The organism is Fictibacillus fluitans, from assembly GCF_030418125.1.
Lineage (GTDB): Bacteria > Bacillota > Bacilli > Bacillales > Fictibacillaceae > Fictibacillus_C > Fictibacillus_C fluitans.
This window is the reverse complement of sequence record NZ_JAUHTR010000005.1, coordinates 158,115-182,725: the sequence shown is the minus strand read 5'-3', so window position 1 is coordinate 182,725 and position 24,611 is coordinate 158,115. Positions and strand designations below refer to the sequence as shown.

Here is a 24,611-nt window from a genome sequence, read left to right as displayed (position 1 = left end):
CATCATGAGAGGATATGGATTACAACATGAAAGACAATTTTTGGCGTGAATTGCCACGACCATTTTTTATATTAGCACCAATGGAAGAAGTGACGGATGTTGTTTTCCGCCATGTAGTAAGTGAAGCGGCCAGGCCTGATGTGTTTTTTACAGAGTTCACAAACAGTGATAGCTATTGCCACCCACAGGGGATTCAGAGTGTGAAGGGGCGTTTGACATTTACTGAGGATGAGCAGCCGATGGTAGCTCACATTTGGGGAGACAGTCCTGAGAATTTCCGCAAAATGAGTATCGGTATGGCGGAAATGGGCTTTCAGGGAATTGACATTAATATGGGCTGTCCTGTACCAAATGTGACACAGAATGGGAAGGGAAGCGGCCTGATCCGTCGTCCGGACGTTGCGGCAGAGTTAATACAAGCAGCCAAAGCTGGAGGATTGCCTGTAAGTGTAAAGACCAGGCTTGGTTTCACGGAAGTGGACGAATGGAAAGAATGGCTAACACACATCTTGAAACAAGATATTGTTAACCTTTCTATCCATCTGCGAACAACAAAGGAAATGAGTAAAGTAGATGCACACTGGGAACTGATCCCCGAGATCAAGAAACTTCGTGACGAAGTGGCACCCGATACACTTTTAACAATCAATGGAGATATTCCTGACCGTCAAACAGGCTTGAAGCTGGTTGAGGAATATGGCGTGGATGGGGTTATGATTGGCCGTGGGATTTTTCATAATCCATTCGCTTTTGAAAAAGAGCCGAAAGAGCATAGCAGTAAAGATTTGCTGGATCTCTTAAGACTGCATCTGGATCTTCTTGATAAATACTCCGAATTGGAGCTGCGTCCGTTCACAGCTATTCACCGCTTTTTTAAGATCTATGTTAAAGGATTCCGGGGAGCGGGTGAATTAAGAAATCAATTGTTTCAAACCAAGTCAACGGGTGAAGTGCGTGTGTTGCTCGATAACTTTGTTTCAAGTAATCCTGATTTATTTTAGAAGTAAAAATACAACTGAAATGGTCTTAAAGTAAGCAGAAATCGTAATGGTTTCTGCTTCTTTTTTTCCATATTTAGCTTTTTATAAAAATGTTTTCTCTTTTTGAAACTTTTTGCAGTTGTAACTTCCACTAATTAGTAAAGGGGGGACAAAAAAGATGAAAATGGAAAGCCACAAGTTAGTAAAAAGAGCGATCAAGGGTAATAAGAGAGCCTTTGAAAAGCTGGTTCAACAGCATTATGAACGGATTTACCGAACGGCCTATCTTTATGTACATAACGAGGAAGATGCGCTGGATGTTGTCCAGGAGGCAACCTATCAGGCCTTTACATCCATCCAATCATTACAGCACCCGGAGTATTTTATGACCTGGCTTACCAAGATTGTCATTCGGTGTTCGGGACAATTGTTAAAAAAGAAAAGCAATGTTGTTCCGTTAAGTGATGAATTAATCTTAAATCTGCCAGATACCGCAAATCCAAACATTGAACAATCGATACAACTCCTGCACGCTATTCAACAGCTGAAAGAGAATTACCGTATCGTCATACTGCTCTTTTACTATTATGATTACTCGATTAAAAAGATCAGCAGTGTATTGGAGATCCCGGAGAATACCGTGAAAACATATTTAAGCAGGGGAAAAGCGGAATTAAAAAAGTCCTATAAAAATGAGGAGGACGAATGTCATGGATAAAAAGGAAATAAAGGGTGCCGTGGAGCGAATTCCAGTATCAAAGGATAAAGTATTTGATGCGATCAATAAAGGCTTAAATAAAAATAATGAACGGAGAAAGCCGAGGAAGAAAGCCATGACTGCAGCCGTGGCGGCCGCAGCCATCCTTGGAATCACTGTTACTTCAGGATTTGTTAACTCCGATATGAATAAAGTACTGGCTAAAGCTCCTGTAATCGGCGGGATTTTTCAAGAATTTAATGATGCAACAGGTGTACAGTTAGCTCAACAAAATGCAGTGATGCAATTGAATCAAGCAATGACAAAGAATGGTGTGACGGTAAAACTGACAAGTGCTTACTTTGATGGAAATGTGGTGTCCGTTACGGGATTTGTAGATGATGAGGTAGAAAAAGGGCATAACGAAAAAGGAGAAGTAAGCTTTGATGTGAACTTTGAGAACAATAAAGGAGACCATGACCCTTGGCTAAATGGAAAGTCAACAGATATTAAGAAAGTAGAAAATGGCTATAACTTTCAATGGAAAATGAATTATCCGTATCAAACATTTAAGGAAGACTCCACTCTTCCTATAACGATTCATAATATCAACGGGATCAAAGGTGAATGGAATTTCGAAATTCCCATCAAACAAGCAAAAAACAGTACCCTTGCCATAAATCAGGAATATGCGTATCAAGGTGAAGATGTTAAAGTTCGTATTAAAAAAATCCTTAACTCTAAAGCATCCTCTTCGCTCATTTATGAGACCGTCCAGAAGTACAAGGATGATGAGATTCATTTAACAAAAGCAAATGATGAAAAAGGAAAGGTCTACAGGTTTGGAAACGGAACAACCATTGAAGAATCCAAACAAAGAGACGGGTACCACAAGACGGTACGCACAGAAATGACCAAACTAAATCCAAAAATCGAATCCCTTACTTTTTATCCGCAGATCAGTGTTGCTGACCCGGAGACAGAACATCTTTTGGACAAAAGAACATTTACGTTGAAAAGCAAGCGGCTCGATTTAGGGCTTCATGTAAATGATATTAAGCAAAAGGACGAAAAGCTGGTAATCGATTACAATTTTACGGGATTCCCCAAAGAGTTAAGTAAAGATAAACTTGAACTGATTGAAAATAACTTGCAGTATGAATTTCTGCTGGTAGATAAAGCGTTTATCGGAAAAATGGATCCTGAAAACCCATTCCCTCCTAAAAATCACGGAATTCGATTGAATAAGGTAGAAACAATTAATCCAAACACGGCACACTTCCAATCAACGTTTTACTTAAACGGGGAAGAAAAAATAAAGAACTTTAACCTCGAAAACACGATTATGCAGTTTGATTTTTCAAGCTTTGTTCCGGCTAAAGATCTCAAACCTTTGACTATTGAAGTTCAATAAAAATAGATTTCTAATAAGCGGATATTTAAACCTGAGGAGCTGTGGCTTTCTCAGGTTTTTTACTGAACATAATCCTCTTGCTTTCATGGTAAAATAACCGAAGATGAAACAATGAGTGACGGAGGCGGACATGGATTTAAACTATTTTTACACGTTCAAGGAAGTGGCGAAATGGGGCAGCTATACACGGGCCGGCCAGGAGTTGGGGTACGCACAGTCAAGCGTCACCACACAGGTTAAAAAGCTGGAAGACCAATATAACGTTCGGCTCTTTGAACGTTCGGGTCAAAAAATGGTGCTTACCCAATCAGGGGAGGATCTTCTTTTTTATGTGGAAAAAATACTTGGTCTGCTAGAAGAAGCAAGCGAACGGCTGGCGGATGAAAGAAATCTCCGGGGAACGATCCGGATTGGGACGGTGGAGTCATTGGCTGCTTATTTTATTACCCCATACATTAAAGCGTTAAAGGATCAACATCCTTCATTAAAAATAATGCTGGAAGCCGGGCTATGTCCGAATCTTGTTCAAGGTATTCTTGAAGGGAAATTTGATATTGCTGTATTACTTGACCGGATTCATTCGTCCGCCGATCTGCAGGTGATTCCGATCCGAAAAGAGCCAATGGTCATGGTGGCTTCTCCAAAACACGGATGGCACAATAAGAGCGATGTTTCGGCTATTGATTTGAAACATGAGACCATCATACTGACCGAGGAAGGCTGCCCGTACCGTATTCTTCTTGAAGAGCTTATTGTTGAGCAAGGTATTCAGCCTCAATCTGTCATATCCTTCAGCAGTCTGGAAGCAATCAAGCAATGTGTTGCCGATGATCTGGGGGTAGCGCTTGTGCCGGCAATATCCGTGAAGGAAGAATTGAATTCTGGAAAGCTCCTGAGTATCCCATTTGAAGGAGATCGGATTCATCTGTATTCACAGGTCATCTACAGCAAGAAAAAATATCTTTCCACACCTATTCGGCAGTTGATAGAGATGATTAGCGAAACGGACTATCAAATAAATTGATGATCCCTATCGAAGATTATCAATAACCCTTAGTGGTTTTTATCTGATAGAGTGAGAAGGAAATCATTAAAATGAGGTGCAGTTCGAAATGAATACATTTGTTCAATATAATCCAACAAAACTATATTTTGGAAAAGGGCAAATCTGCCAGCTGTCTCAAGAGCTCAATAAATTAGGACATTCTGTAAACGTACTCGTTGTTTATGGAGGAGGCAGCATCAAGAAAAACGGTGTGTATGATGATGTGATGAAAGAATTAAAGAGTGCGGCTGCTCATATCGTTGAACTCTCTGGTGTGGAACCAAATCCAAGGCTATCAACCGTTCATAAAGGTGTTGAGATATGCAAACAGGAAAATATTGATCTTCTTCTTGCAGTAGGCGGCGGAAGTGTCATTGATTGCACAAAAGCCATTGCAATCGGCGCAAAGTATGAGGGGGATGCATGGGATTTGATCACCCGCAAAGCAGAGATAAAAGAAGCATTGCCGATTGGTACTGTTTTGACGCTCGCAGCAACCGGATCAGAAATGAACTCGACGTCCGTTATTACAAACTGGGAGACTAAGGACAAGCTGGGATGGTCTTCACCCCACGTTCATCCGCGCTTCTCTATTCTTGACCCGGAGTACACTTTTTCTGTTCCGCGTGATCAGACAGTTTATGGGATTGTGGACAGCATGTCGCATGCCCTGGAAAGCTATTTTCACCGTACAAAAAATACGCCCATGATCGACGGGTTCATCGAATCCTTCCTGCGTACGGCCATTCAGACGGGGCCCAGGCTTTTAGAGGACATGCAGTCGTTTGAATACCGGGAAACCATGATGTATGTAAGTACGACAGCATTCAACGATACACTGTTAAATGGTACGGATGGGGGAGACTGGGCGACACATCGGATCGAGCATGCGGTTTCCGCTCTTTATGACATTCCCCATGGCGGAGGCCTTGCCATTCTGTTCCCGAACTGGCTAGAGCATGTTCTGGAGGAAGATCCTTCACGTGTGAAGCAGCTTGCAGTGAATGTGTTTGGCATGGATCCAACCGGAAAAAGTGATACAGAGCTTGCCAAAGAAGGAGCTCAAGCACTCCGTGATTTCTGGAACTCTCTCGGTGCACCAAGCACACTTGGTGATTATGATATCGATGATAGTGAGTTCGGAAGCATCGTCGAAAAAACGTTCATCAAACCAGGAGTGGGCACATACAAAGAGCTTGATCCGGAATCAGTGATGGATATTTTGAAGAGATCATTATAATTAAAACCGGCTCTCATTAAAAAGGAATGAGAGCCGGTTTTTTTATTGCTCAATATTTGCTCAAGGACTTCTTAGGTGCAGAAAGAACGCATTCTTTTTTGTATAACATCTGAGACTTTCTCTGGCACTTCTCTAACCATAATATCCTCGCCCAAAAACAGCAGCCAATTAATAATTTCATTTAATTCTTCTTGCTTATTCTCATCAATAAAAGTCTTTAATAAAGCCGTTGTCTGATAAGGATTCGTATATGAGATTGACACTTTTAACGGATGGTACTTTTTGAACTGGGCAATGGCTCTTGGCCCCAGTTCAATGACAAGGTTTGTGGGCTCCTCTGATTTACGTAATTTCTCCAGGATCTTTTTCCTGCTTATTCTTTTTTTCGCCGGGAGGGCTTTAATCTCGGTAAGATGGTCCACAGGAATGATCTTCTTGTTTTCTTCTTTTAAGTCAAAGCCTTCAATCAGCCAGGTGCTTTTTTCACGGTAAAGGTGCAGGAGGTAAATCGTATAAGATGTCCTTTCATTAATGGTAATGGATAAATACCGATCAATAAGTAAAGTTTGTATGAGTGTTTCCAGCATGGGATGGGGAAGGTCAGAGAGATCAAGTAAATCAGGGTTATGCGGGTTGGTTCCTTCAAACAGCAAGATTTGATTTAAAAGAACGAGGTCATCCTGCTGGTTTTCGGAAATGAGGCCAATCAATTTTTCTGCCAAAGACTGGCGGCTCTTCAAATAGGGAAGTTGTTGGTTTCGTGTGGCCATAAAGGCGATAAAAAGGGCTTTGACTTCATGATTCGTAAAGCGGACTTCAGGAAGGACAGAGTTGTGCATGACAAAAAAACCTCCATCCCTTCCAACCTCAGCAACAAGGGGCATCCCCATGGCCTCAACTTCTCGTATGTCTCGAACGGCGGTCGAACGGGAGATGTTAAACTCCCGCATGATTTCAGAAATGGTAAAGTGGGCACGATTGTTGATGTACCGCATAATGACATTGATCCGCTCAACTTTTTTCATCGGGGCTCCTAAACAGTATCATTTTTTGACATGGTTTAAAGCTATGATATACCTATCAAGCAATGAATACAAATCATGAAAAAAATGGAGAAGAGAGGTATTGGATATGGCGAATTTTACCCTGGAAGAAAAAGAAGGCTTTACCGTGATCGGACTTGGAACAGAGCTTAAGAGCGATTATACAGACTATGCGGGCATTCACAAGGAAAAGGCAGACTTTTGGGAGGCCGTCGATCAAGATGGAAGGCTCGATACGCTAAAGGCCATGGCGTCAAATGACTACATTTTTGCGGTGAATGAAGCGGTAAACAACAAGATGATGCATTATGCCGGCGTGATGACAGAGGAACCAGCTCCGGAAGAAGCACGAGTGATCCAATTTCCTAAAGGGGAATACGTCGTGGTCAAAGGGGAAGGGGAATCGGCTGATGATCTTAAGCTGGCTGCGGTCGCCTTTGGGGAAGTACTGCCGGAAGCAATGAATGTTGCCTATGTTGGCGGACCCAATGCATCGGTTGAGATGGGGCAGCGCAACGGCCTGATTTATGGTGAAATGTGGATTCCTGTTATCCGAAAATAAGGAGGAAAAGTTATGTCCTACACTGTTGATTTTAAAAATGTATCTGAAGCAGGATTGGAGTCTTCACCTGCGTCAGTTGCACTTGCCGGATTACGTGCGAATGAAGCCCGCTACTTCATGAACAAATACAAACACGAATTTACGGTTGTACCGGCGAGCGAAAGCCAGGAGACACTGGATTACGTGAACCGGATCCTAAAAGAAGAACGTGATATTGAGTTTGCCGCCAAGCCGCTGGAAACATCAATGTTTCAAGTGGAGAACATTCAATTTGCCTACGTCTTTTATGAAGACGGTCTTGCGGTGAACGTCATGTATACAGTGGATAACCCCAAGAAGCGGGCAGTAGGTTTTAAGCTTTCGGAGGGAATGGATATACCCAAGGAGCTAGAAGGCAAGTTCAAGTTTGCCAGGCAGAAGTCAAAACTTGCTGGAACCATTCGGGGCTCGTTCTTTGTCATCAAGGGAGAATATTAAGAACTGAAACGGAAACCATTTTTGATTTCATATGTATTTAAAGCAAAAAAGGCTTCAGAGCTTAATGCGCTGAGCCTTTTATACATGGGTTTAGGTTGTGGATTCTTTTAGAGATTGAAAAAGAATGTGTTTGCTTGTTTGTTTATATGTTTCGATAGCTAATGCCATTCTGCATAGGTAGAAATATTAAGGATTGATTACAAGGGAGCATCACGGCATAGAAGATTTGAAAACAAATATATAAGTATTCCATGTTAAAAAGAATGAGCAATGGAATCACCCAGCTCATTCTCCTTTTTTGCTTTTTAGAACTGAGAACAATCACCAATAAATGTTTGGGGAGTGACTGCAGATGTGAAGGTGGTATTAAACGAATCTCCAACATCATTGGTGGCATTAATCGTCCAAATAATCGTACTACCACTTATCGTGGCGGTCAGGAATACATCAAATAAACCTTGTAGGGTTGAGGAACCAGTTGCTTGGGCAGTACCTTCCAGCTGTACACTGACGCTGTCATTACATGAGAATTTAATTCTCCGGCCCTGTGTCAGGTTGAACACAAAGCTGCCGCCGGAGAATGTAATACTAAAGTTATTAACTGCAGGATTACACCCTGGCCCCGCAATAAAACATTGAACAGCGGACACGTTAATGGTACCCGAAACTGTTGAAGAAACAGGTCCATTGATCACGTTCGCTGTTGCGGGAGCCCCAAATCCGCCTACGCCTAATCGAAATTTACAAGGACATTCTACAGGTGCTGGACAGCTGAGTACAGTACCTAATTCTGTAGAGATTGGTTGTCCTCCTGGACTTGCGGCGGCTGTAATTAATACGGACGTAATGGATGTTCCTGGGGGAACCGTAAACGTTTGTGAGTAAGTACCATCAGCAAGTGTGGTAGTTGACGGAATTGTCATGCCCATAGCCGGGAAGGTCGTGAAGTCAACAAGAACATTTGGTTGAGGTACTAACCCACATGTCACTAAACCAGAAATGGTGTAGGTACAAGTTGTACCTGGGGTTACCGTTGCTGTAATATCACAGGTTTCTGTACATGTTCCTGAAACCGCAATGGAATCACTGGCGAATCCATCTGCAGTAACCGTTATGATCGCTGTTCCTGATCCACCTGGCGCAAGATTGATACCTGCCTCAAAGTTCCCATCTGAATCAGTAAATGTTGAAGATGGATTAATAACAAATGTGCCTGCGGGGTTCTGTGTTATCGTGATTGGAACGCCTTCAACAGGTACTCCATCACAAACGAGCCGGCCATTTAATGGTCCATCGCAATCAAAGGTTCCTCCTTCTGGTCCGAAAATATCAAGAACACAAGCCGTGGTTGAACACGTTACAATGGAAGAGGCGACACCTGTTGCAGTACCATTTACTGCAACCGCAGAAATCGTTACTGGCGTCTCGGAAGTTGGTGCAGGAACACTCACATTTACCGTGAAATTACCATTAGCATCTGTAAATACAGGATTTTGAGCAAAATTAATCAAGCCTGGATTCGATGCTAAGAATACAGGCGTAAAAGGGACAGGTGAGCCATTACAAATAACTTCTCCAGTTATAAAGTCTTCACATTGAATTTCCGCTTCTACAAACAATGATACCTGACAGCCAGTAGGGGGAAGGGGAGGTGTAGGAGGGAAAAATATAGCCTCTAAATCATTACAATCAAACTCGACTAACGTGCCATTGGAAAGTTCCCCAATTACACAGAACCCCTTAATTTTTCTAAAGATAAAAGTAACTGAACCACCCTGGTCCGTTATAATCGTAATTGCTTGTCCGCGTTTCACACTTTTTAAAAACTGACAGATACAGGAATTGTTATTCTCCATAAAAATCCTTCCTTTATTATTGATAAGAGAATCTCCTATATCATATGTTGGTGTATTTCATAAGGTGTACAAGTTAGTCAAAAGGCACACTTTATAATACAAGTCATTTGCTGATTTTGCCTACCAAGGCATAACTCCGTTCCTATCGAGTATTTTCCCGTTATAATTGGTTTCGCTTAACGCATGTGTAAGAATAATTTCCGCACCTTCTGCCGCTGATTGGCCCCCTGGCGCATTTCCGTTGAGGTCAGTCGATGTAAAGCCGGGTGTGACACCGAAGATTTCAGGACCGCTCTCACCAAACTCTTTTCCAAACGCAAGGGTTAAGGAATTGATAGCTGTTTTTGATGAATTGTATGCCAAAAAATTCAGCTGATGCACTTCGCCATTGTCAAACTTCGTCTGGGAAGCCATGTCGGTTGTAAGATTTACGATTTTCCCGCGCGGCGCCTTTTGAACCAGCGGCAAAAACTCTTGAATCATATGAAAGGTACCGAAAAAGTTAACATCAAAAGCGGAACGTAAGGTTTCCACTTTTAGTTCACTGGGCTTAATATTAAAATCAGGAGCAATCCCAGCATTATTAATGAGTAAGTCCAAGTGATCGGTTACCTCAAGGATTCGATGTTTTGCATATTGGATAGAGTGAATATCCGAAATATCTACTAAAACTAATGAAACATTTGAAAAGCCCAGGGATTCCACGGCTTGCTGCCCGAGTTCTTCATCCCGTGCTCCCAAAAACACATGATACTCTTTTTCCAACAGCTGTCGTACCAGCTCATAGCCGATCCCTTTGTTCGCTCCTGTAACGAAGGCATATTTAGTCATAGGTTAAAACCTCCAATGGTTTTCTACATTAGATACCATTAAAAGTTACTGCCTAAACAAATAGTTTCATTTTTCTTAATTCAGCTTTAATTTGAATTGATTTGATTCGCTCTATATTAACGGTTACACTAACTCTATTACAAGTAAACGAAACAAGGAGAACACAATGACTAATTATAAATTAACCATTCAATATGATGGTGCTAGATACAAGGGCTGGCAGCGGCTCGGCAATACGGAAAATACTATTCAAGGTAAAATTGAAAAGGTATTAACTGAAATGGCCGGTGAAGAAATTGAAATCATTGGATCGGGAAGAACGGACGCTGGGGCGCATGCGCTTGCCCAAATCGCGAATTTCAAGATGCGTAAACATATGACAGAAGAGGAAGTCATGAAGTATATGAACCGATATCTTCCTCAGGATATCAGCGTTGTGGATGTTACGATTGCTCATGACCGTTTTCATGCGCGCTACAATGCCAAAGATAAAACTTATTCCTACAAAATCTGGAATAAGCCATTCCCACAGCCATTCATGAGAAAGTACAGCATGCATGTGGAAGAAAAGCTGGATCAGAAAAAGATGAAAGAAGCAGCTAAACACTTTTTAGGTGAGCATGACTTTACATCATACTCCAATGCCAAGGGGAAGAAAAAGTCGATGGATCGTGAAATCTATTCGCTCGATATCAAGGAAAAAGAAGGTTTCATCGAAATTAAGATCCGCGGCAACGGGTTCCTTTACAATATGGTAAGAAAAATTGTGGGAACGCTAATTGAAGTAGGATTAGGAGAAATAGACGCTGCCTCCATTCCATCTATTCTTAGATCAAAAGAAAGAATCCAAACCGGCCGAATGGCAGAAGCAGAAGGATTGTATTTGGAGAAGGTTGGGTTTTAAGTTTAATTAATCATATCTATCACTCAGGCTGCCATATCTGGCAGCTTGTTTTTTTACGTAAACGGAACAGTTGTCCAACCCGCCTTCCAATCAAAACATATATTGTTCATAGGGAAGGGACAAGTGGAAGAATGAGTGTTTCTATCATCCATTTATCGAATTCCCACTAGTAAGAGCATGTGGTAAAGGGGGATAACGATGGAAGATAACAAGGGTAAATCAAAACCGCAGGAGTTCAAAATTGAAAAGTCAGGCTGTGGCTGCGGAGATAAAGACAATGCCATAAAAGGATGGGTTGCTGGTTCTGTTCCCGTGGCGGGAGAGGCAGAAGTAAAAGAAACCAAGCAGCCAGTTTCAATAGACAGCTATCGGAAGAAAGGTTTTTTTGAGAGAGTTAAGACTTTTTTAAAATTCAGTAAGTAAAAAATAAAATCTCCTGGTTGGGAGATTTTTTCTTGTGTTAATCTGATGCAGGACAGTTAAAGACAGGTTGTCCTGTAACGGTCAGAGTGTGGGCTGCCGGATCAAAAGTGATGCTTAAGTTATTAATAGAAAGCACCGTACAGTAGTCGCCTGAACACGTTTGGGGACTACAGTAATAGCAGGTTTGGGTACCAATGTTCACATCAAACAGAAAAGTCATATATTCAGGAAGGTCACAGCCAACCTGATCGAAAACGGGCACCTGTAAAATAAACTCTTTAAATCCTGTAAAGGTGAGCGTATAAACGGTAATCGCACAGGTAACTTCTGAAGAAGCATCGCCTGGACAAACTTCAAAGGTTACGTTTTGCCCACAGGATCCCGGAGTACAGGTTACATTGGCACAGCCCACATTCAGAATGGGTGTCCCGATCTGCCGAACACAGGTAGGCATGGGGAACGTCAGATTTATAGGTGACAGTGGTGTGTTGACACAAGTACATATTGCTGGATCACACATATTTATTCATCCTTTCATTTTAAGAATCCATTAATATTTATTCTGTACCGCTGCAGTGCTCAGGACATCCGTCAGCATTTCCTTCATTATAGGAGGCGAGCAATTGTTGAATGTCAGAAGCCCCTGGATCATTTTGAGTCGGATTAGTTAAGAAGGTATCCGCATTATTGATATACATGGTAGCAAGAGGACAGCCTGCCCCGTTTAATACGTTTAACTTAGCGGTTAATAGCTGTGTATACAGCTGTTGATATTGTGGTGATGGACCACCTGGGACATTCCCGCTTAAAACACCAATCAGATTTTGAGAGGTCACGGTTAAACTGAATGCCTGGCTGTCAGCACCAAGAACAATTTGGCCTCCGGCTTGGGATAGCAGTTGTTGTGAAACTTCAGGGTGGTTGGCATAGTAACCCCGGGTCAATACACAACTTGGATCATCGGATGGAGGGCAGTTAAATACCGGATCTCCCGTGATAGTAAGAGTATGCTGAGCCGCATCAAAGGTAATGACGATATTTTCTAAGGATAAAAGCGTACAAAAACTAGCAGGGCAGGTTTGGGGGCTGCAGTAATAGCAGGTTTGGGTGCCAATATCGATATTAAACTGGAAGGTAAGAAACGGCGGGAGGGTACAGCCCGCCTGGTCAAAAACGGGGACTTGCAGGATAAACTGCTTTTCGCCAGTGAAGGTAAGTGTATAGACAGTAACAGGGCACGTGATTTCTGAAGCGGGATTACCAGGGCATACCTGAAAAGTTACGGATTGATCACAGGAACCTGATGAACAAGTAATGTTGGCACAGCTAACAAAAATTTCTGGTGTGCCGATCCTGCTTACGCAAGTAGGAACATCAAACGTAATATCAACAGGCTGCAGTGGTGTGTTGTTACAAGGACAAGTAGGCAATAAATCAACTCCTTTCACTAGATTACTAGTATTTTATTCATTCATTTACTTTTGTAATAGGTGAATATAATAGTCATATGGTTATTTTTAACGTTAACTGGAAGAAAGTGATATATTCATAGATTTGGAACGGCAACCAGTCTTAAATAGGTTGTTTTTTTTTTATATCATGGCTTTCAAGATGTATCTATCCCGCAATGTTATAATGGCATCAACAATAAAAGGGACTTGGACAGAAAGAAGGGATACCTATGAACAAAGATCCGGAGAATCTACTAAAGGAGTTAATACAGCACGAAGTAAAAAGAGGAAATGCGATCTGGAAAGAGATCGAGGACACCAGTACGCTGGAAAAGATGCTGGTTGCTTTGACAAAAGCGGAACTGGACGGGATTCGTAAGTTGTATGAATTTAGTGGAATAAGCTCTTTGAACAAAACAAAACTTGCCCATGAACTAGCACAACTGATTCCGGCTCATTTTGACCAAATATTATATAAGTTGGATGAGGAGAGGTACAGTTTTCTGAAAAAATTGCTAAAAAATGGCGGTTCGATTCCGGCAACACCGCCATATGAAATCGATAAACTGATCTCGCTGAAGAAGTATGGATTGGTCTTTCCAATCATGGAAGATGGCGAAAGGTTTATTATTATGCCCGCTGAACTGATGGACCGTTTTCAAGAACTGGATGGAACCGAATTAAAAGCATGTATTCGAAGAAATACGGAGTGGATCACCCTTACTCAAGGCATGCTTTATTATTACGGTGTTATGGAACACAAGGATATTATAAACAGCCTCCGGAAGCTTACAGGTAAAGAAGTGGAAGTTGACGACTACTTTGAGGTTTTGCGTGCTTCAGAGGATTATTATGGCGAAATCGAAATGACGTACTTTGGAATCAAGGACCTTGTGATTGAAGATGCGGATGAAGTGATAAAACAGCAAGAAATGCGTCCCGACCTTGATTACTGCCCTTTTACGAAGCAGCAGCTGTTGAAAGCAGGAGAGCCTGAATATGTAGAATGGACACCTGCGATGAAGGATGTGAAGCAGTTTATACAAAACAATTATGATGTCCCGTCCGACGAAGCGGATGCTATTCTTGGAGATTTTAGCGATCAGATTAAAAGTGGCGGCAGCCTGAACGATATCATTCTTTTTATCCAGGAGGAATTCGAATTTCCGAATGCAGCAGCTTTTCAGGAGATGGTTGATAAAGCTGTGAAACTATACAACACGACACCTCAGTGGGCCTTGAAAGGGTATTCCCCGGCAGGGCTTGGAAAAGGCCAAGAAACATCCGAAGCTGCTCCGGATGTAACGTATGGCTCTAATGTGGTCCCATTTCGTGCTCCTGATAAAACAGGCCGTAATGAACCTTGTCCGTGTGGGAGTGGGAAAAAGTATAAGAAGTGTTGTGGGAAATGATTTATAGATGGTAAGCAGAAAGCATTCAACTACGAATGCTTTTTTCTTTTAAGCAAATATGCAACTGCGTTTGTTGGCGGTGATTTGATTCACACATTAAATATCGTTAAACTAGCTCTATAAGTAAAATGGAGCAGGTGCGGAAGATGAATGCCAGGCAAAAGGAACTACTGAAAATGTTGCTCGTTGAGTATGGAGGTGTACTTCATATTAAGGAGCTGGCCGAACGGTTGGCGTGTTCAGAGAAAACGGTGCGGAACGATCTGGACAAAATAGAAGAGTATTTAGGTGAATATGCGGATTCGCGCTTGATACGGAAGCCTGGCTTAGGCATCGCAATTGAAAGTGCGGAGGAAGATCGTGCTGCGCTTTTAAGCACGCTTCTGTCAGCAGAATCAAAAACGAATGAAGAACGGCTGTTTGAGATTGCTTATGAGCTGTTAACGAGTGAAAAGACGGTTACTCTGCAGCATTTTGCTGATCGCTATTATGTCGCAAAAGCGGCTGTAAAAAAAGATTTGGAAATTATTACAGATTGGCTGCAGCGTTATGAACTGGAACTCGTTTCAAAACCGAGGATTGGCCATGTTATAGAAGGAACCGAATTGAAGAAACGTAATGCGCTCGCCCACTTGTCACAGCTTCATTCGTCGAGACTGGATAGGAAGAATGCGGTGCTCGATCTGTTTCAGCCTTATGAAATCATGTTGGTCAGAAAAGCGCTCCAAAGCATGAGCTTGGAGTTTTCCTTTGCTTTTACGGATGAAACGATGGAAAACCTGCTGGTACATGCCTTGATCATGATCAAACGGACACGGCAGCGATCGCGTGTTTTTGTTCATAAAACGGAGATGGCAGAGACAGCCGACCAGCAGGAATATGAGTATACGAGCTATTTATTTGATCTGCTGAAGAATGAATTCGGCTTGTCCTTTCCAGAAGAGGAACGGGTGTATTTTACATGGCATCTTATGAGCAGTAAACGGTTGGGAGAGGGAGACAGCCCAGACGTGCAAGTGAATCCTGCAACATCAAATCTTGCTGCATCCTTGACTGCAAAGATGGAGAGATTGACTTCTTTTCATTTTAAGGACGATGACATCCTCATGAATGGTCTTGCTCTTCACCTGCATTCAGTGCTGAATCGCCTAAGCTTCGGGTTCCCTATTACAAATCCCCTGCTTACGAATATTAAAAAGATGTATCCTTTTATGTTTCATATGGTCATGCTTGCGCTCGAGGAGATAAAGAAGTCTTTTGACGTTGAGGTTCCGGAGGACGAGGCGGCTTATCTCGTACTTCACTTTCAGGCGGCTGTCCAAAGGCTTGAGCAGAAAAGCGAAACAAAGAAAAAGGTCATCATTGTCTGCCATATGGGGATTGGCATCTCACATCTTCTGGAGGCAAAAATAGAGCAGCAGTATCAGGACATCGAAGTTCTTGCCTGTGTGGGCAGAGGTGAGTTGGACAACTATTTGAAAAAGGAGAAGGCGGACTTTATTATCTCAACCATTCCTCTTGATAAAGCAGCAGTAAAGCACATTGTCGTTTCACCGCTGTTTGGGCAAGAGGATAAGAAAAAGGTAAGCCAGTTTGTTGAAGAGCTGGAACAAAACAAGAGAGATGATCCTGGCCATTCCGCTTTTTCTCCTTTCTTGCACGAGGATCTTGTCTTTTTTAATGTACGAAAAGAACACCGCTATGAGTTGGTAGAATTTTTGGCACAGGGGCTTTATAAACACGGATACGTGAGCAAGGAATATATTCATAGTGCAGTGAACAGAGAACGGAAATCGGCTACCGCTATTGGAGGGGGAGTGGCCATTCCGCACGGAAACCCGGAAACGGTGAAGCGATCGGTGCTTGCTGTGGCCATTCTGGACAAGCCCATGGAATGGGGAAACGAACAGGCATCGCTCATCTTTATGCTGGCTATAGCCAAAAAAGATCATGGAGCAATCCGCGGAATTATGGGAGAGATTGCTGCCTTAAGTGAGAGCCCGATCACAGTCTATGCGTTATCAGGAGCAAGGGATTATCATGAGTTTGCAGGAATACTTGAGAGCGGGAAGTAAGGGGAAAGGCAGGGCGTGCTACCAGCGTGTCCTGCCTTTTTCATGCAATCGGCTCTTTTTACCACAAGCTGCGGTAAAAATTGAAGAGATTAACTCGATATGTAAGCGTTATTATAAAGGTAAGCGATTACAATAAACAGGAGGAAACAGCATGGGGAAAATACTAGCGATTACAGCTTGTCCGGTTGGGATTGCCCATACGTACATGGCCGCCGAAAATCTTCAAAAGGCAGGCGCGGCCCTGGGTGTTGATATAAAGGTTGAGACACAGGGTTCCATCGGAGTAGAAAATGCATTGACTGAACAGGATATTGCCGAAGCGGATGGAATTATTATCGCGGCGGACAAGGAAGTTCCGAAAGACCGTTTTGCTGGAAAACGGGTCATTGTCACTGGGGTTCAGGACGGAATCCGTAAACCTGAAGAACTGATCAAACGCATCCAGAGCGGGGAGGTGCCGGTTTATAAAGCGGAATCGGCGTCAAGCCGGGGTACTAAAAAGACCAATTCAAAGGAAAACCAGATTTATAAGCATCTGATGAACGGGGTTTCGTACATGATACCTTTCATTGTCGTCGGTGGGCTATTGATCGCCATTGCTCTTACACTTGGCGGTGAACAGACACCTGGCGGAATCAAGGTTCCGGACGGGACCATCTGGAAGCAGATTGAAAGTCTTGGCAGCACCGCCTTCATGTTTATGGTTCCAATTCTGGCAGGTTTTATTGCCGTGAGCATTGCGGACCGGCCGGGATTGGTTCCGGGTATGATCGGCGGTTATATTGCTGCTACCGGAAGTTTTTATGGAAGTGATGCCGGAGCAGGATTTATCGGCGGAATTATTGCCGGATTTCTGGCTGGATATGTAGCTCTTGGAATTAAGAAAATCAAGGTGCCAAAAGCGGTTCAGCCCGTTATGCCCATCATTTTTATACCAATATTATCAAGTGCGATTGTCGGCTTACTATTTATTTATGTTATTGGAAAACCAGTTGCCGGTGTGTTTGAAGCCTTAACGGGCTGGCTCTCTGGAATGCAGGGCGGCAGCTCGATTGTATTGGCCATGATTTTGGGTGCGATGATTGCGGTTGATATGGGCGGTCCATTTAACAAGGTTGCGTTCTTGTTCGGATCAGCCATGATTGGAGAAGGAAACTATGAGATTATGGGGCCGATTGCTGCCGCCATCTGCATTCCGCCGATTGGTCTTGGAGTGGCAACGTTAATCAGCAAACGCAAATTTTCACAAATGGAAAGAGAAACAGGAAAAGCTTCCTTCACCATGGGGCTGTTCGGAATTACAGAAGGTGCCATTCCTTTCGCGGCACAGGACCCGCTGCGTGTCATTCCCAGTATAGTTGTCGGTTCCATGACAGGTTCCGTTATTGCCATGTTGGCTGGAGTAGGCGACAGGGTGGCACATGGAGGACCAATCGTAGCTGTACTGGGTGCCGTTGATCATGTAGCGATGTTCTTTGTGGCTGTGATTGCTGGTGTTGCTGTAACTGCTTTACTGGTTACTCTATTGAAGAAAAATGTAGAAGCTGCACCGGTAAATGAAGAGGAAGAAGTTGTTTCACCTGTAAGTGAGAAGGAAGAAGAAACTTCACAAGAGGTTTCCATTCGCCAGTTAACAGATATAACCAACCTGGAATTGATAGAAACGAGTCTGTCAGGCAGTACGCGCGATGATGTAATGGATGAATTGATTAACATGCTTGATGCAGAGGGAATTTTATCCTCGAAGGAAACGTACAGACAAGCCATTTTAAAACGAGAAGCAGAAAGCTCAACGGGATTAGGAATGAACATTGCGCTTCCCCACGGAAAAACCAATGCGGTAACACGGCCGGCGGTAGCCTTCGGGATTAAGCGGGACGGAGTCGACTGGAACAGCCTGGACGGTACAGACGCAAAACTAATCTTTATGATCGCAGTGCCAGAACATGCTGCCGGTGACGCACATTTAAAGATCCTGCAAATGCTGTCACGAAAACTGATGGATGATGGATTTAGAGAGGAACTCATAAAGGTAACCTCCAAGGAAGAGGCATTTAAGCTGCTGGGGACGATTCACTAAAAATCCTGTCCTTCATTTAATCTCGAGCGGATAGGAAAGTATAGAATACCCGCCGAATAAGTACTTGTTTGAAGTCTTTATGAAACGGGAGGGTATTATGGGAAAAGTGGTTCATTTTGAAATTCATGTAAGTGACATGGAACAGGCGAAGAAGTTTTATGGAGAGGTGTTCGGATGGACATTCGAGGACTGGAGCGAATACGCAGGAATGCCTTACTTTGGAGCAACCACAGGCAGCAGTGATGCAATGGGGATCAATGGAGCTTTAATGCAGCGTCAAGGCCCTCCGCCAGAGCAGAATCAGGCGTTGAATGGAATGGTTGGCACCATGGGTGTGGCGGACTATGATTCTACGGAAGCGAAAATTCTGGAGAATGGCGGCAAGGTGGCCATGCCGAAATATGCCCTCCCAGGAATGGCGTGGCAAGGGTACTACCTCGATCCTGAAGGGAATATCTTTGGCATTCATCAACCGGATCAAAATGCGAAATAAAATCATAAAGAAAAACGTAAAGGGAGTTCAGTAAGCTGAACTCCTTTTGTTTTTGGGATTGCCTATCCGGCATATTTGCGTTAAGGTTGCATCCCTAGTATGTGGATAAAATGTAATTATCCGTACATCTTATACTATTGAATGCAGGCGTCTATTAACTTACTATTTCATATCTAAATATGCACTCCTGATAGTTTCTGAACATAGAATAAATCAAGGGGTGATAATAATGTCATTACACCGAAGAAGGTTGGTGAAAGCTAGAAAGCCGGTTAATATTATTAATTTCGGTACAACTTGTGATGAGCAGTGTGAGATAGATGGACGTGCTTGTGGTAGAGCGTGTTGGGGTAACCTAGCTTGCCTCGGAAGGTGTGTTGCTATAACTGATAGATGTCATGAGGAATGTAGTAAAAGGCGCCCAAACAGTAGCTACTAAGTAGGTTGATAAAGAAGAACAATAGAAGAATAAATGAGCACGACATTTGCGTGCTCGTTTTTTACTTTTCGTTTGATATACTAGCCTGGAAATTTTCAGAGCTGCTCCAACACAAACTGCTTAAATTTCTGGGTGGCAGGTGATACATATCTTCCTTCCACCCAGGCGATTCCGATGGTCCGCTGGCAGTGCGGGTTCTGAATAGGGATTTTTACGATCTTGCTTTGATCGGTGCCTTTTAAATTGGGGAGGATGGAGATGCCGAGCCCAGCAGCAACAAGTGCAGCGGCGGTGTCCGCCTCCTCACCTTCGAAGGTGATGTTCGGTGTAAGGCCGGCTTCCTGAAACAGCTGCTCCACCGTAATCCTTAGAGAAAATCCTTCTTTTAAATGGATAAATGATTCGTCTGCGATTTGTTCCAGCGATATGGATTCATGATGTGCATATTTGTGATCTTTTGGAACAATGACATACAATTCCTCATCCCAAAGCGGCTTCCACTTGATGGGGGATCTGCTTTCCATTGAGGCAATGAGGCAAAGGTCAAATTCACCTGCCAGCAGCTTGGCAATGAGCTGGTGGGAAGGACCTTGACCGAGCCGGAAATTTACCTTTGGATACGATTGGCGAAAAGCGGAAAGTAAATCAGGAATTCGTCCGGTGCTTAACGTATGCAAAAATCCAATGGATACTTCTCCTTGATTGGGATCGAGCAGATCTTGAATCTCCTGTTTTCCTTCTTCAAATTCCCGCATGATGTTATCCACGCGTTGTAAAAAGAGCTGTCCATATTTATTTAACCGGATGGATCGCCCTTGGCGTTCGAATAAAGGCACGCCGATTTCTTCCTCAAACCGGGTAATTGAACGGCTGAGGGCAGGCTGGGTAATGGATAACGCTTTTGCTGCACGGGTCACATGCTGCATCTTTGCCAGTGTTCTAAAATATTCAAATTGCTGCCATTCCATGGATAGCACCACATTCCCCTAAATTATATATTACATAAATGCATGAAAAAGATAATTATAATGAATTATACATCATAATTAGGGAGTGCTACTATAGATATAGAAGATAATTTAAAGGGATGATAGAGATGCAACAAGGTGAATGCCATAGTAATGAGATGGTGACAGAATGAGCTACATTCAAAAAGGAACACCGCTTTTTCGGAAAACCAGCATGGCGTTCTTTGCCGCTGGTTTTAATACATTTGCGATACTCTACTGCGTACAGCCTATAATGCCCGAATTCTCCAAGGAATTCAGCATTTCACCAACAACCGCAAGCCTGTCACTTTCCGTAACCACGATTGTGCTTGCCGTCAGCATGTTGATCTTCGGGTCATTGTCAGAAGTATGGGGACGAAAACCGATTATGGTCATTTCCATGCTTGCGGCATCTGTATTTTGTATTCTTACGGCATTCAGTCCTAATTTCCATGTTCTGCTGATTCTACGAACCATGGAAGGAATTGCTCTGGCCGGGCTGCCTTCCATTGCCATGGCGTACCTGGGGGAAGAGATTGAACCAAGAAGTCTTGGGGCAGCAATGGGGCTCTATATTTGCGGTAATTCGATCGGAGCGGTATTTGGCCGGGTCTATTCCGGCTTAATCAGCGATTTCTTTGGCTGGCATATGGCCATAGCGGGAATCGGCATCATCAGCTTAGCCGCCACTCTTATTTTCTGGAAGAGTCTGCCTGCATCCCAAAACTTCAACGCCCGCCAGCTGCAGGTTGGAAAGCTGGGGAAAACGATGGTTGACCATTTGAAAGATCCAGGATTGGTTTGCCTGTTCTTCATGGGATTTTTACTCTTGGGAAGCAATGTGGCGATGTTTAACTATATCGCTTATGTATTGCTTGGCAAGCCCTATTCGCTCAGCCAAACCGTGGTCGGCTGGATCTTTTTGATCATGATCATTGGAATGTTCAGCTCCGTCTGGACAGGAAAATGGGTGGACCGCCACGGAAAACAGCGAATACTCTTTATCAACTTGCTCATTGCGCTGGCCGGAGTGGCGATGACACTGGATTCTCAATTGCTCGTTAAAATCCTCGGGCTCGGATTTTTTACGTACGGTTTCTTCGGCAGTCATGCCATCGCGAGCAGCTGGGTCGGGCAGCGTGCGACTCATGATAAAGCACAGGCCTCATCACTTTATCTGTTTCTCTACTACACTGGTTCAAGCGTGGGAGGAACACTCGCCGGATTCTTCTGGAGCGATTTTGGCTGGGGAGGCGTGATCAGCATGACAGCGGGCTTTCTCGCAATCGGTATGATGCTCTGGGCCGCTGTTTCTAAAATTGCGCATAACGGAAAGAAAGTCAGACGCCATGTCGGCAGCGAAAGTATGCAGCATTAAGCATCCGTTGATTCGGGTGTTTTTTTTATAAAAAATAGCAGCCGTGGCCGTTATTTAAGGGATTTATCTCATTCATGATAATCGCTAAGAAAATCTCTAATGTTTAATTAAAGTATAATATTTCCATTATGTCGAAAATTCTTTTTGGACTAATTTATAAAATAACAAGATTTTAGAGGATTATGACTAAAATTGTTGAATATAGTTTGCAGCAATGTCTGTGGACAAGGGAGGATGGTAAAGGGGAGAATAACTTGTTAATGCACTATTGAATCAGTGTTGGAATGAATATAAAGGGAGAGTGGAAAAGAAGATGTTCAGTAAACTAGGTGAAGTGATGCTGTATGTCAACGACCAGGATCAAGCAGTGAAGTTTTGGACGGAAAAAGCAGGATTCACTGTCATCTCAGAGGGTGAAAGCGGTCCAATGAGATGGATTACAATTGCTCCCAGTAAGAATTCAGAAACCACAATTGCGTTGTTCAACAAGGAAGTTGTAGGAAAAATGTCACCAGAGCTTAACCTCGGTACACCCTCTTTAATGTTCTTCACAGAAAACCTGGATGAACTATACCAGAACTTATCCAGCAAAAACGTACAGGTCGGAGAACTTGTAGAAATGCCTTCAGGCAAGGTGTTTAACTTCGCGGATGATGAAGGGAATTATTTTGCGGTGATGGAGAATGACTAACTAGGGAAATAATTAAGGTTAACGAAAAAAAATGTATTATTGTATTAATAATAAGAGTATTTGGGAAAACACCTATAGTACATGGGTGTTTTTTTTATCGATGAAAGATGTACAATTTATACCAATAGAGTACTTAGTCGGGAGGAGTGGGAAGAAGTATATTAATCTGCAATAAAATTTTTTAGACGTCCCATTAAAGGAGGAATATAGTTGGATTTGTCCATAATTAATATTGGTATTATATTCCCTATCCTATTACTTCCCTTTTTAATACTGCTAAGTCAGCACCCTAATAAGATTATTAGAAGTGTCGTGAAAGTACTTACACTATTAGTAGTGTTTTCGTTAATAGCAGTCATTCCACTATATAGCTTATTTCAAGTAGGAGCTAAAACTCTAATTATTCCATTAATCCCAATAGTTAGTAGATTTGCAGTTTGGATTATAACGAAAACAAAAATATTCAGTTTTAATTTAACAGATATTATATATAATCTTCTTTTATTATCGATAGCCTCTGTAGGATTTAGTTTACTTTCCATTGCTTACGAACAAAAAATTCAATATACATTGCTGGTTATTTTAGCACTGTGGCTCTCCCTATTTGTAGAAACTGGAAAATACATACTTATGGCAAATTTCGCTGGTCTTGTTACCCCGGCTTATTTGATTTCTCGTTCAGCAGATGCAACCGCTTTTTTACTTTTTATATATATTATAGGGATGGTGATTATTAGATTTTTAGATAAAATACTTTCTCTATCAGCGAGAGCTAGAACAAATGTTGAGCGTACCTTAATTGTCATTATTCTTTTAGGCACCTATCCTATAATGATTCAAAGGAATTTTACTTTTCCTTTACAAACTATACTTATACAACTCGTAGTCTTTATAGGGTTGTTTCTTATCTATTTTTTATTAACATACATAATTGAAAAAATTAATATGCATTTTGTTTTTCAGCACTATATACCACCAATTATCTCCGTAATCCTTGTAATATTAATAATGAGTTTTAAAGAAAATGCAAATATTTCCAATACCTTTAGTCTGACTTTTTATTTTTTAGTATTAATCTTTACTTTTTTTGCATGTTTAAGGATATTGTCGCCTATAAGTAAAAAGGGTGAAGATAGGAGTTATTTCAACAATGAAACTATCTTAGAAGGATTCCAATTTTACTTCGGTAAAAATTTCGGAAATAAATTGTTTAGACTTATAATGGGTAGTAATCCTCACTTGATACGACCTGCTTTTTCATATTCTATTTTTGCGATATGTATAAGCGCTGTCTCTTTTGTTTTCTTTAAAAATCATAACTTTAATACTTTGTCTGAAAGTGTCATTAAAAATTATTATTTTTATACATTATTATCTGTCTTAACAGCTGTAAGTTTTGTTAATTCAATATCAAATGTAGTTGAAAAGAAAGATGCAACAGGACTAAAACCAGAAGAGGCAATTAAGTATAGTACATCTATTTCTTTTAATTATCTTTTAATACTTTTACCTTTTTTGTGGATAGAGTATAAAGAATTAAGAGAGTTGAATTTACCCTTGTTATTAATTTGCTTATGCTATGTTTTATTTATAGCTTTAAGTGCAAACTTTTTATTGTTTTTGGATTTTTCAAAAATCCACTTAAACGGTTTAGCCTTAACAAGGGGATTTCTTTCTTTAACTATGATAGCCATTCCTTATATTTCTTTAATGGTTGCATACATACATTTTTTTAATAATGACCTTTTAGAAAGCCTCAAGATTGTATATTTTACTTTATTACCTTTAAGTCTATTTTTAGCCGTGCTATCAAGGCTGTTGTCTTATGATATCTTACTTTTGAGTAAGAAGTCTCAAGTAACCTCGTTAATATTGCTTCTCCTTTCTATTTTAAATCTTCTCTTTAATAAAGCATTCGTACTTGGGACTATGTCCTCTCTAATTTTATTTGGAGTAAAAGAAGATATAGCGATGAAAGTTACTCTGTATTTCCAAATATTTAACATTATGAACGTAATTATTATTATTATTATTATGGTTCCTCTATCAAGAAGACCCAAAAAAAATCTATTAGACTATGCAAAGCAATATAAAGGTGGATTAAGTAAATAAACATATATTTCACTTGAGT

At 41.8% G+C, this 24,611-nt stretch carries 22 protein-coding genes; 16 read left to right on the top strand and 6 right to left on the bottom strand.

Annotation, left to right across the window (positions count from 1 at the left end):
• The first annotated feature begins 26 nt into the window (after positions 1-26).
• The 5 genes from QYB97_RS11530 to QYB97_RS11510 all read left to right on the top strand — a co-directional run bounded on the left by QYB97_RS11530 (position 27) and on the right by QYB97_RS11510 (position 5,376).
• The gene (locus QYB97_RS11530) at positions 27-1,001 is read left to right on the top strand and encodes a tRNA dihydrouridine synthase (RefSeq protein ID WP_301166153.1); all 975 of its coding nucleotides are present in this window, start codon (positions 27-29) and stop codon (positions 999-1,001) included.
• 157 nt (positions 1,002-1,158) lie between these two features.
• Positions 1,159-1,698 (top strand): sigma-70 family RNA polymerase sigma factor, encoded by a 540-nt coding sequence (locus QYB97_RS11525; RefSeq protein ID WP_301166152.1) that lies wholly within the window; start codon positions 1,159-1,161, stop codon positions 1,696-1,698.
• On the top strand, positions 1,691-3,091 hold the full coding sequence (locus QYB97_RS11520; RefSeq protein ID WP_301166151.1) for a DUF4179 domain-containing protein: 1,401 nt from the start codon (positions 1,691-1,693) through the stop codon (positions 3,089-3,091). Before QYB97_RS11525 ends, QYB97_RS11520 begins: the two co-directional genes overlap by 8 nt.
• A gap of 130 nt (positions 3,092-3,221) precedes the next feature.
• On the top strand, positions 3,222-4,115 hold the full coding sequence (locus QYB97_RS11515; RefSeq protein ID WP_301166150.1) for a LysR family transcriptional regulator: 894 nt from the start codon (positions 3,222-3,224) through the stop codon (positions 4,113-4,115).
• An 88-nt stretch (positions 4,116-4,203) separates the two neighbouring features.
• A complete protein-coding gene (locus QYB97_RS11510) occupies positions 4,204-5,376 on the top strand; it encodes an iron-containing alcohol dehydrogenase (RefSeq protein WP_301166149.1) in 1,173 nt (390 codons plus the stop codon).
• A gap of 71 nt (positions 5,377-5,447) precedes the next feature.
• Here the strand turns inward: QYB97_RS11510 and QYB97_RS11505 are convergent, their stop codons facing one another.
• Positions 5,448-6,401, bottom strand: a complete 954-nt coding sequence (locus QYB97_RS11505; protein ID WP_301166148.1) for a helix-turn-helix transcriptional regulator — start codon at positions 6,399-6,401, stop codon at positions 5,448-5,450.
• Between the two features lie 106 nt (positions 6,402-6,507).
• Between QYB97_RS11505 and QYB97_RS11500 the strand changes: the two genes are divergently transcribed.
• Together QYB97_RS11500 and QYB97_RS11495 are read left to right on the top strand one after the other, a co-directional pair.
• Positions 6,508-6,981 carry a GyrI-like domain-containing protein gene (locus QYB97_RS11500; protein ID WP_301166147.1) on the top strand — a complete coding sequence of 158 codons (474 nt, stop codon included), beginning with the start codon at positions 6,508-6,510 and terminating at the stop codon, positions 6,979-6,981.
• 12 nt (positions 6,982-6,993) lie between these two features.
• Positions 6,994-7,458, top strand: a complete 465-nt coding sequence (locus tag QYB97_RS11495; RefSeq protein WP_301166146.1) for a phage tail protein — start codon at positions 6,994-6,996, stop codon at positions 7,456-7,458.
• Positions 7,459-7,763: 305 nt separating this feature from the next.
• On the opposite strand, the gene QYB97_RS11490 is transcribed toward QYB97_RS11495, so the two are convergent.
• A complete protein-coding gene (locus tag QYB97_RS11490) occupies positions 7,764-9,314 on the bottom strand; it encodes a hypothetical protein (RefSeq protein ID WP_301166145.1) in 1,551 nt (516 codons plus the stop codon).
• A gap of 120 nt (positions 9,315-9,434) precedes the next feature.
• Positions 9,435-10,145 carry an SDR family NAD(P)-dependent oxidoreductase gene (locus tag QYB97_RS11485; RefSeq protein WP_301166144.1) on the bottom strand — a complete coding sequence of 237 codons (711 nt, stop codon included), beginning with the start codon at positions 10,143-10,145 and terminating at the stop codon, positions 9,435-9,437.
• 166 nt (positions 10,146-10,311) lie between these two features.
• Here QYB97_RS11485 and truA point away from each other — a divergent pair, with 166 nt between their 5' ends.
• On the top strand, positions 10,312-11,049 hold the full coding sequence (truA, locus tag QYB97_RS11480; protein ID WP_301166143.1) for a tRNA pseudouridine(38-40) synthase TruA: 738 nt from the start codon (positions 10,312-10,314) through the stop codon (positions 11,047-11,049).
• A gap of 198 nt (positions 11,050-11,247) precedes the next feature.
• Positions 11,248-11,472, top strand: a complete 225-nt coding sequence (locus QYB97_RS11475) for a hypothetical protein (protein ID WP_301166142.1) — start codon at positions 11,248-11,250, stop codon at positions 11,470-11,472.
• A 37-nt stretch (positions 11,473-11,509) separates the two neighbouring features.
• Here the strand turns inward: QYB97_RS11475 and QYB97_RS11470 are convergent, their stop codons facing one another.
• Positions 11,510-11,992: a hypothetical protein gene (locus QYB97_RS11470; protein WP_301166141.1), complete on the bottom strand. Its 483-nt coding sequence runs from the start codon at positions 11,990-11,992 to the stop codon at positions 11,510-11,512.
• Between the two features lie 37 nt (positions 11,993-12,029).
• Positions 12,030-12,902, bottom strand: coding sequence for a hypothetical protein (locus tag QYB97_RS11465; RefSeq protein WP_301166140.1), 873 nt, complete (start codon positions 12,900-12,902; stop codon positions 12,030-12,032).
• 251 nt (positions 12,903-13,153) lie between these two features.
• Here QYB97_RS11465 and QYB97_RS11460 point away from each other — a divergent pair, with 251 nt between their 5' ends.
• From QYB97_RS11460 to QYB97_RS11445, 4 genes are all read left to right on the top strand, one after another.
• The gene (locus tag QYB97_RS11460) at positions 13,154-14,335 is read left to right on the top strand and encodes a YecA family protein (RefSeq protein ID WP_301166139.1); all 1,182 of its coding nucleotides are present in this window, start codon (positions 13,154-13,156) and stop codon (positions 14,333-14,335) included.
• Between the two features lie 146 nt (positions 14,336-14,481).
• Positions 14,482-16,410, top strand: coding sequence for a BglG family transcription antiterminator (locus QYB97_RS11455; RefSeq protein WP_301166138.1), 1,929 nt, complete (start codon positions 14,482-14,484; stop codon positions 16,408-16,410).
• Between the two features lie 151 nt (positions 16,411-16,561).
• Positions 16,562-18,490: a PTS fructose transporter subunit IIABC gene (locus QYB97_RS11450; protein WP_301166137.1), complete on the top strand. Its 1,929-nt coding sequence runs from the start codon at positions 16,562-16,564 to the stop codon at positions 18,488-18,490.
• A 97-nt stretch (positions 18,491-18,587) separates the two neighbouring features.
• The gene (locus QYB97_RS11445) at positions 18,588-18,983 is read left to right on the top strand and encodes a VOC family protein (protein WP_301166136.1); all 396 of its coding nucleotides are present in this window, start codon (positions 18,588-18,590) and stop codon (positions 18,981-18,983) included.
• Positions 18,984-19,517: 534 nt separating this feature from the next.
• Here QYB97_RS11445 and QYB97_RS11440 read toward each other — a convergent pair.
• A complete protein-coding gene (locus tag QYB97_RS11440; RefSeq protein ID WP_301166263.1) occupies positions 19,518-20,390 on the bottom strand; it encodes a LysR family transcriptional regulator in 873 nt (290 codons plus the stop codon).
• 169 nt (positions 20,391-20,559) lie between these two features.
• On the opposite strand from QYB97_RS11440, the gene QYB97_RS11435 reads away from it, so the two are divergent.
• The 3 genes from QYB97_RS11435 (at position 20,560) to QYB97_RS11425 (ending at position 24,592) form a co-directional block, all read left to right on the top strand.
• Positions 20,560-21,789 carry an MFS transporter gene (locus QYB97_RS11435; RefSeq protein ID WP_301166135.1) on the top strand — a complete coding sequence of 410 codons (1,230 nt, stop codon included), beginning with the start codon at positions 20,560-20,562 and terminating at the stop codon, positions 21,787-21,789.
• Positions 21,790-22,102: 313 nt separating this feature from the next.
• Entirely contained in the window at positions 22,103-22,480 is a 378-nt protein-coding gene (locus tag QYB97_RS11430) for a VOC family protein (RefSeq protein WP_301166134.1), read from the top strand.
• A 210-nt stretch (positions 22,481-22,690) separates the two neighbouring features.
• Positions 22,691-24,592 carry a hypothetical protein gene (locus QYB97_RS11425; protein ID WP_301166133.1) on the top strand — a complete coding sequence of 634 codons (1,902 nt, stop codon included), beginning with the start codon at positions 22,691-22,693 and terminating at the stop codon, positions 24,590-24,592.
• Positions 24,593-24,611: the final 19 nt, after the last annotated feature.

Bases quoted from the DNA above. Each gene is read 5' to 3' on its own strand.
- QYB97_RS11505 (WP_301166148.1), bottom strand. From the start codon at position 6,401: ATGAAAAAAGTTGAGCGGATCAATGTCATTATGCGGTACATCAACAAT.
- QYB97_RS11430 (WP_301166134.1), top strand. From the start codon at position 22,103: ATGTTCAGTAAACTAGGTGAAGTGATGCTGTATGTCAACGACCAGGAT.
- QYB97_RS11515 (WP_301166150.1), top strand. From the start codon at position 3,222: ATGGATTTAAACTATTTTTACACGTTCAAGGAAGTGGCGAAATGGGGC.
- QYB97_RS11500 (WP_301166147.1), top strand. From the start codon at position 6,508: ATGGCGAATTTTACCCTGGAAGAAAAAGAAGGCTTTACCGTGATCGGA.
- QYB97_RS11485 (WP_301166144.1), bottom strand. From the start codon at position 10,145: ATGACTAAATATGCCTTCGTTACAGGAGCGAACAAAGGGATCGGCTAT.
- QYB97_RS11525 (WP_301166152.1), top strand. From the start codon at position 1,159: ATGAAAATGGAAAGCCACAAGTTAGTAAAAAGAGCGATCAAGGGTAAT.
- QYB97_RS11520 (WP_301166151.1), top strand. From the start codon at position 1,691: ATGGATAAAAAGGAAATAAAGGGTGCCGTGGAGCGAATTCCAGTATCA.
- QYB97_RS11460 (WP_301166139.1), top strand. From the start codon at position 13,154: ATGAACAAAGATCCGGAGAATCTACTAAAGGAGTTAATACAGCACGAA.
- QYB97_RS11490 (WP_301166145.1), bottom strand. From the start codon at position 9,314: ATGGAGAATAACAATTCCTGTATCTGTCAGTTTTTAAAAAGTGTGAAA.
- QYB97_RS11455 (WP_301166138.1), top strand. From the start codon at position 14,482: ATGAATGCCAGGCAAAAGGAACTACTGAAAATGTTGCTCGTTGAGTAT.
- QYB97_RS11475 (WP_301166142.1), top strand. From the start codon at position 11,248: ATGGAAGATAACAAGGGTAAATCAAAACCGCAGGAGTTCAAAATTGAA.
- QYB97_RS11530 (WP_301166153.1), top strand. From the start codon at position 27: ATGAAAGACAATTTTTGGCGTGAATTGCCACGACCATTTTTTATATTA.
- QYB97_RS11450 (WP_301166137.1), top strand. From the start codon at position 16,562: ATGGGGAAAATACTAGCGATTACAGCTTGTCCGGTTGGGATTGCCCAT.
- QYB97_RS11470 (WP_301166141.1), bottom strand. From the start codon at position 11,992: ATGTGTGATCCAGCAATATGTACTTGTGTCAACACACCACTGTCACCT.
- QYB97_RS11510 (WP_301166149.1), top strand. From the start codon at position 4,204: ATGAATACATTTGTTCAATATAATCCAACAAAACTATATTTTGGAAAA.
- QYB97_RS11440 (WP_301166263.1), bottom strand. From the start codon at position 20,390: ATGGAATGGCAGCAATTTGAATATTTTAGAACACTGGCAAAGATGCAG.
- QYB97_RS11435 (WP_301166135.1), top strand. From the start codon at position 20,560: ATGAGCTACATTCAAAAAGGAACACCGCTTTTTCGGAAAACCAGCATG.
- truA (WP_301166143.1), top strand. From the start codon at position 10,312: ATGACTAATTATAAATTAACCATTCAATATGATGGTGCTAGATACAAG.
- QYB97_RS11445 (WP_301166136.1), top strand. From the start codon at position 18,588: ATGGGAAAAGTGGTTCATTTTGAAATTCATGTAAGTGACATGGAACAG.
- QYB97_RS11495 (WP_301166146.1), top strand. From the start codon at position 6,994: ATGTCCTACACTGTTGATTTTAAAAATGTATCTGAAGCAGGATTGGAG.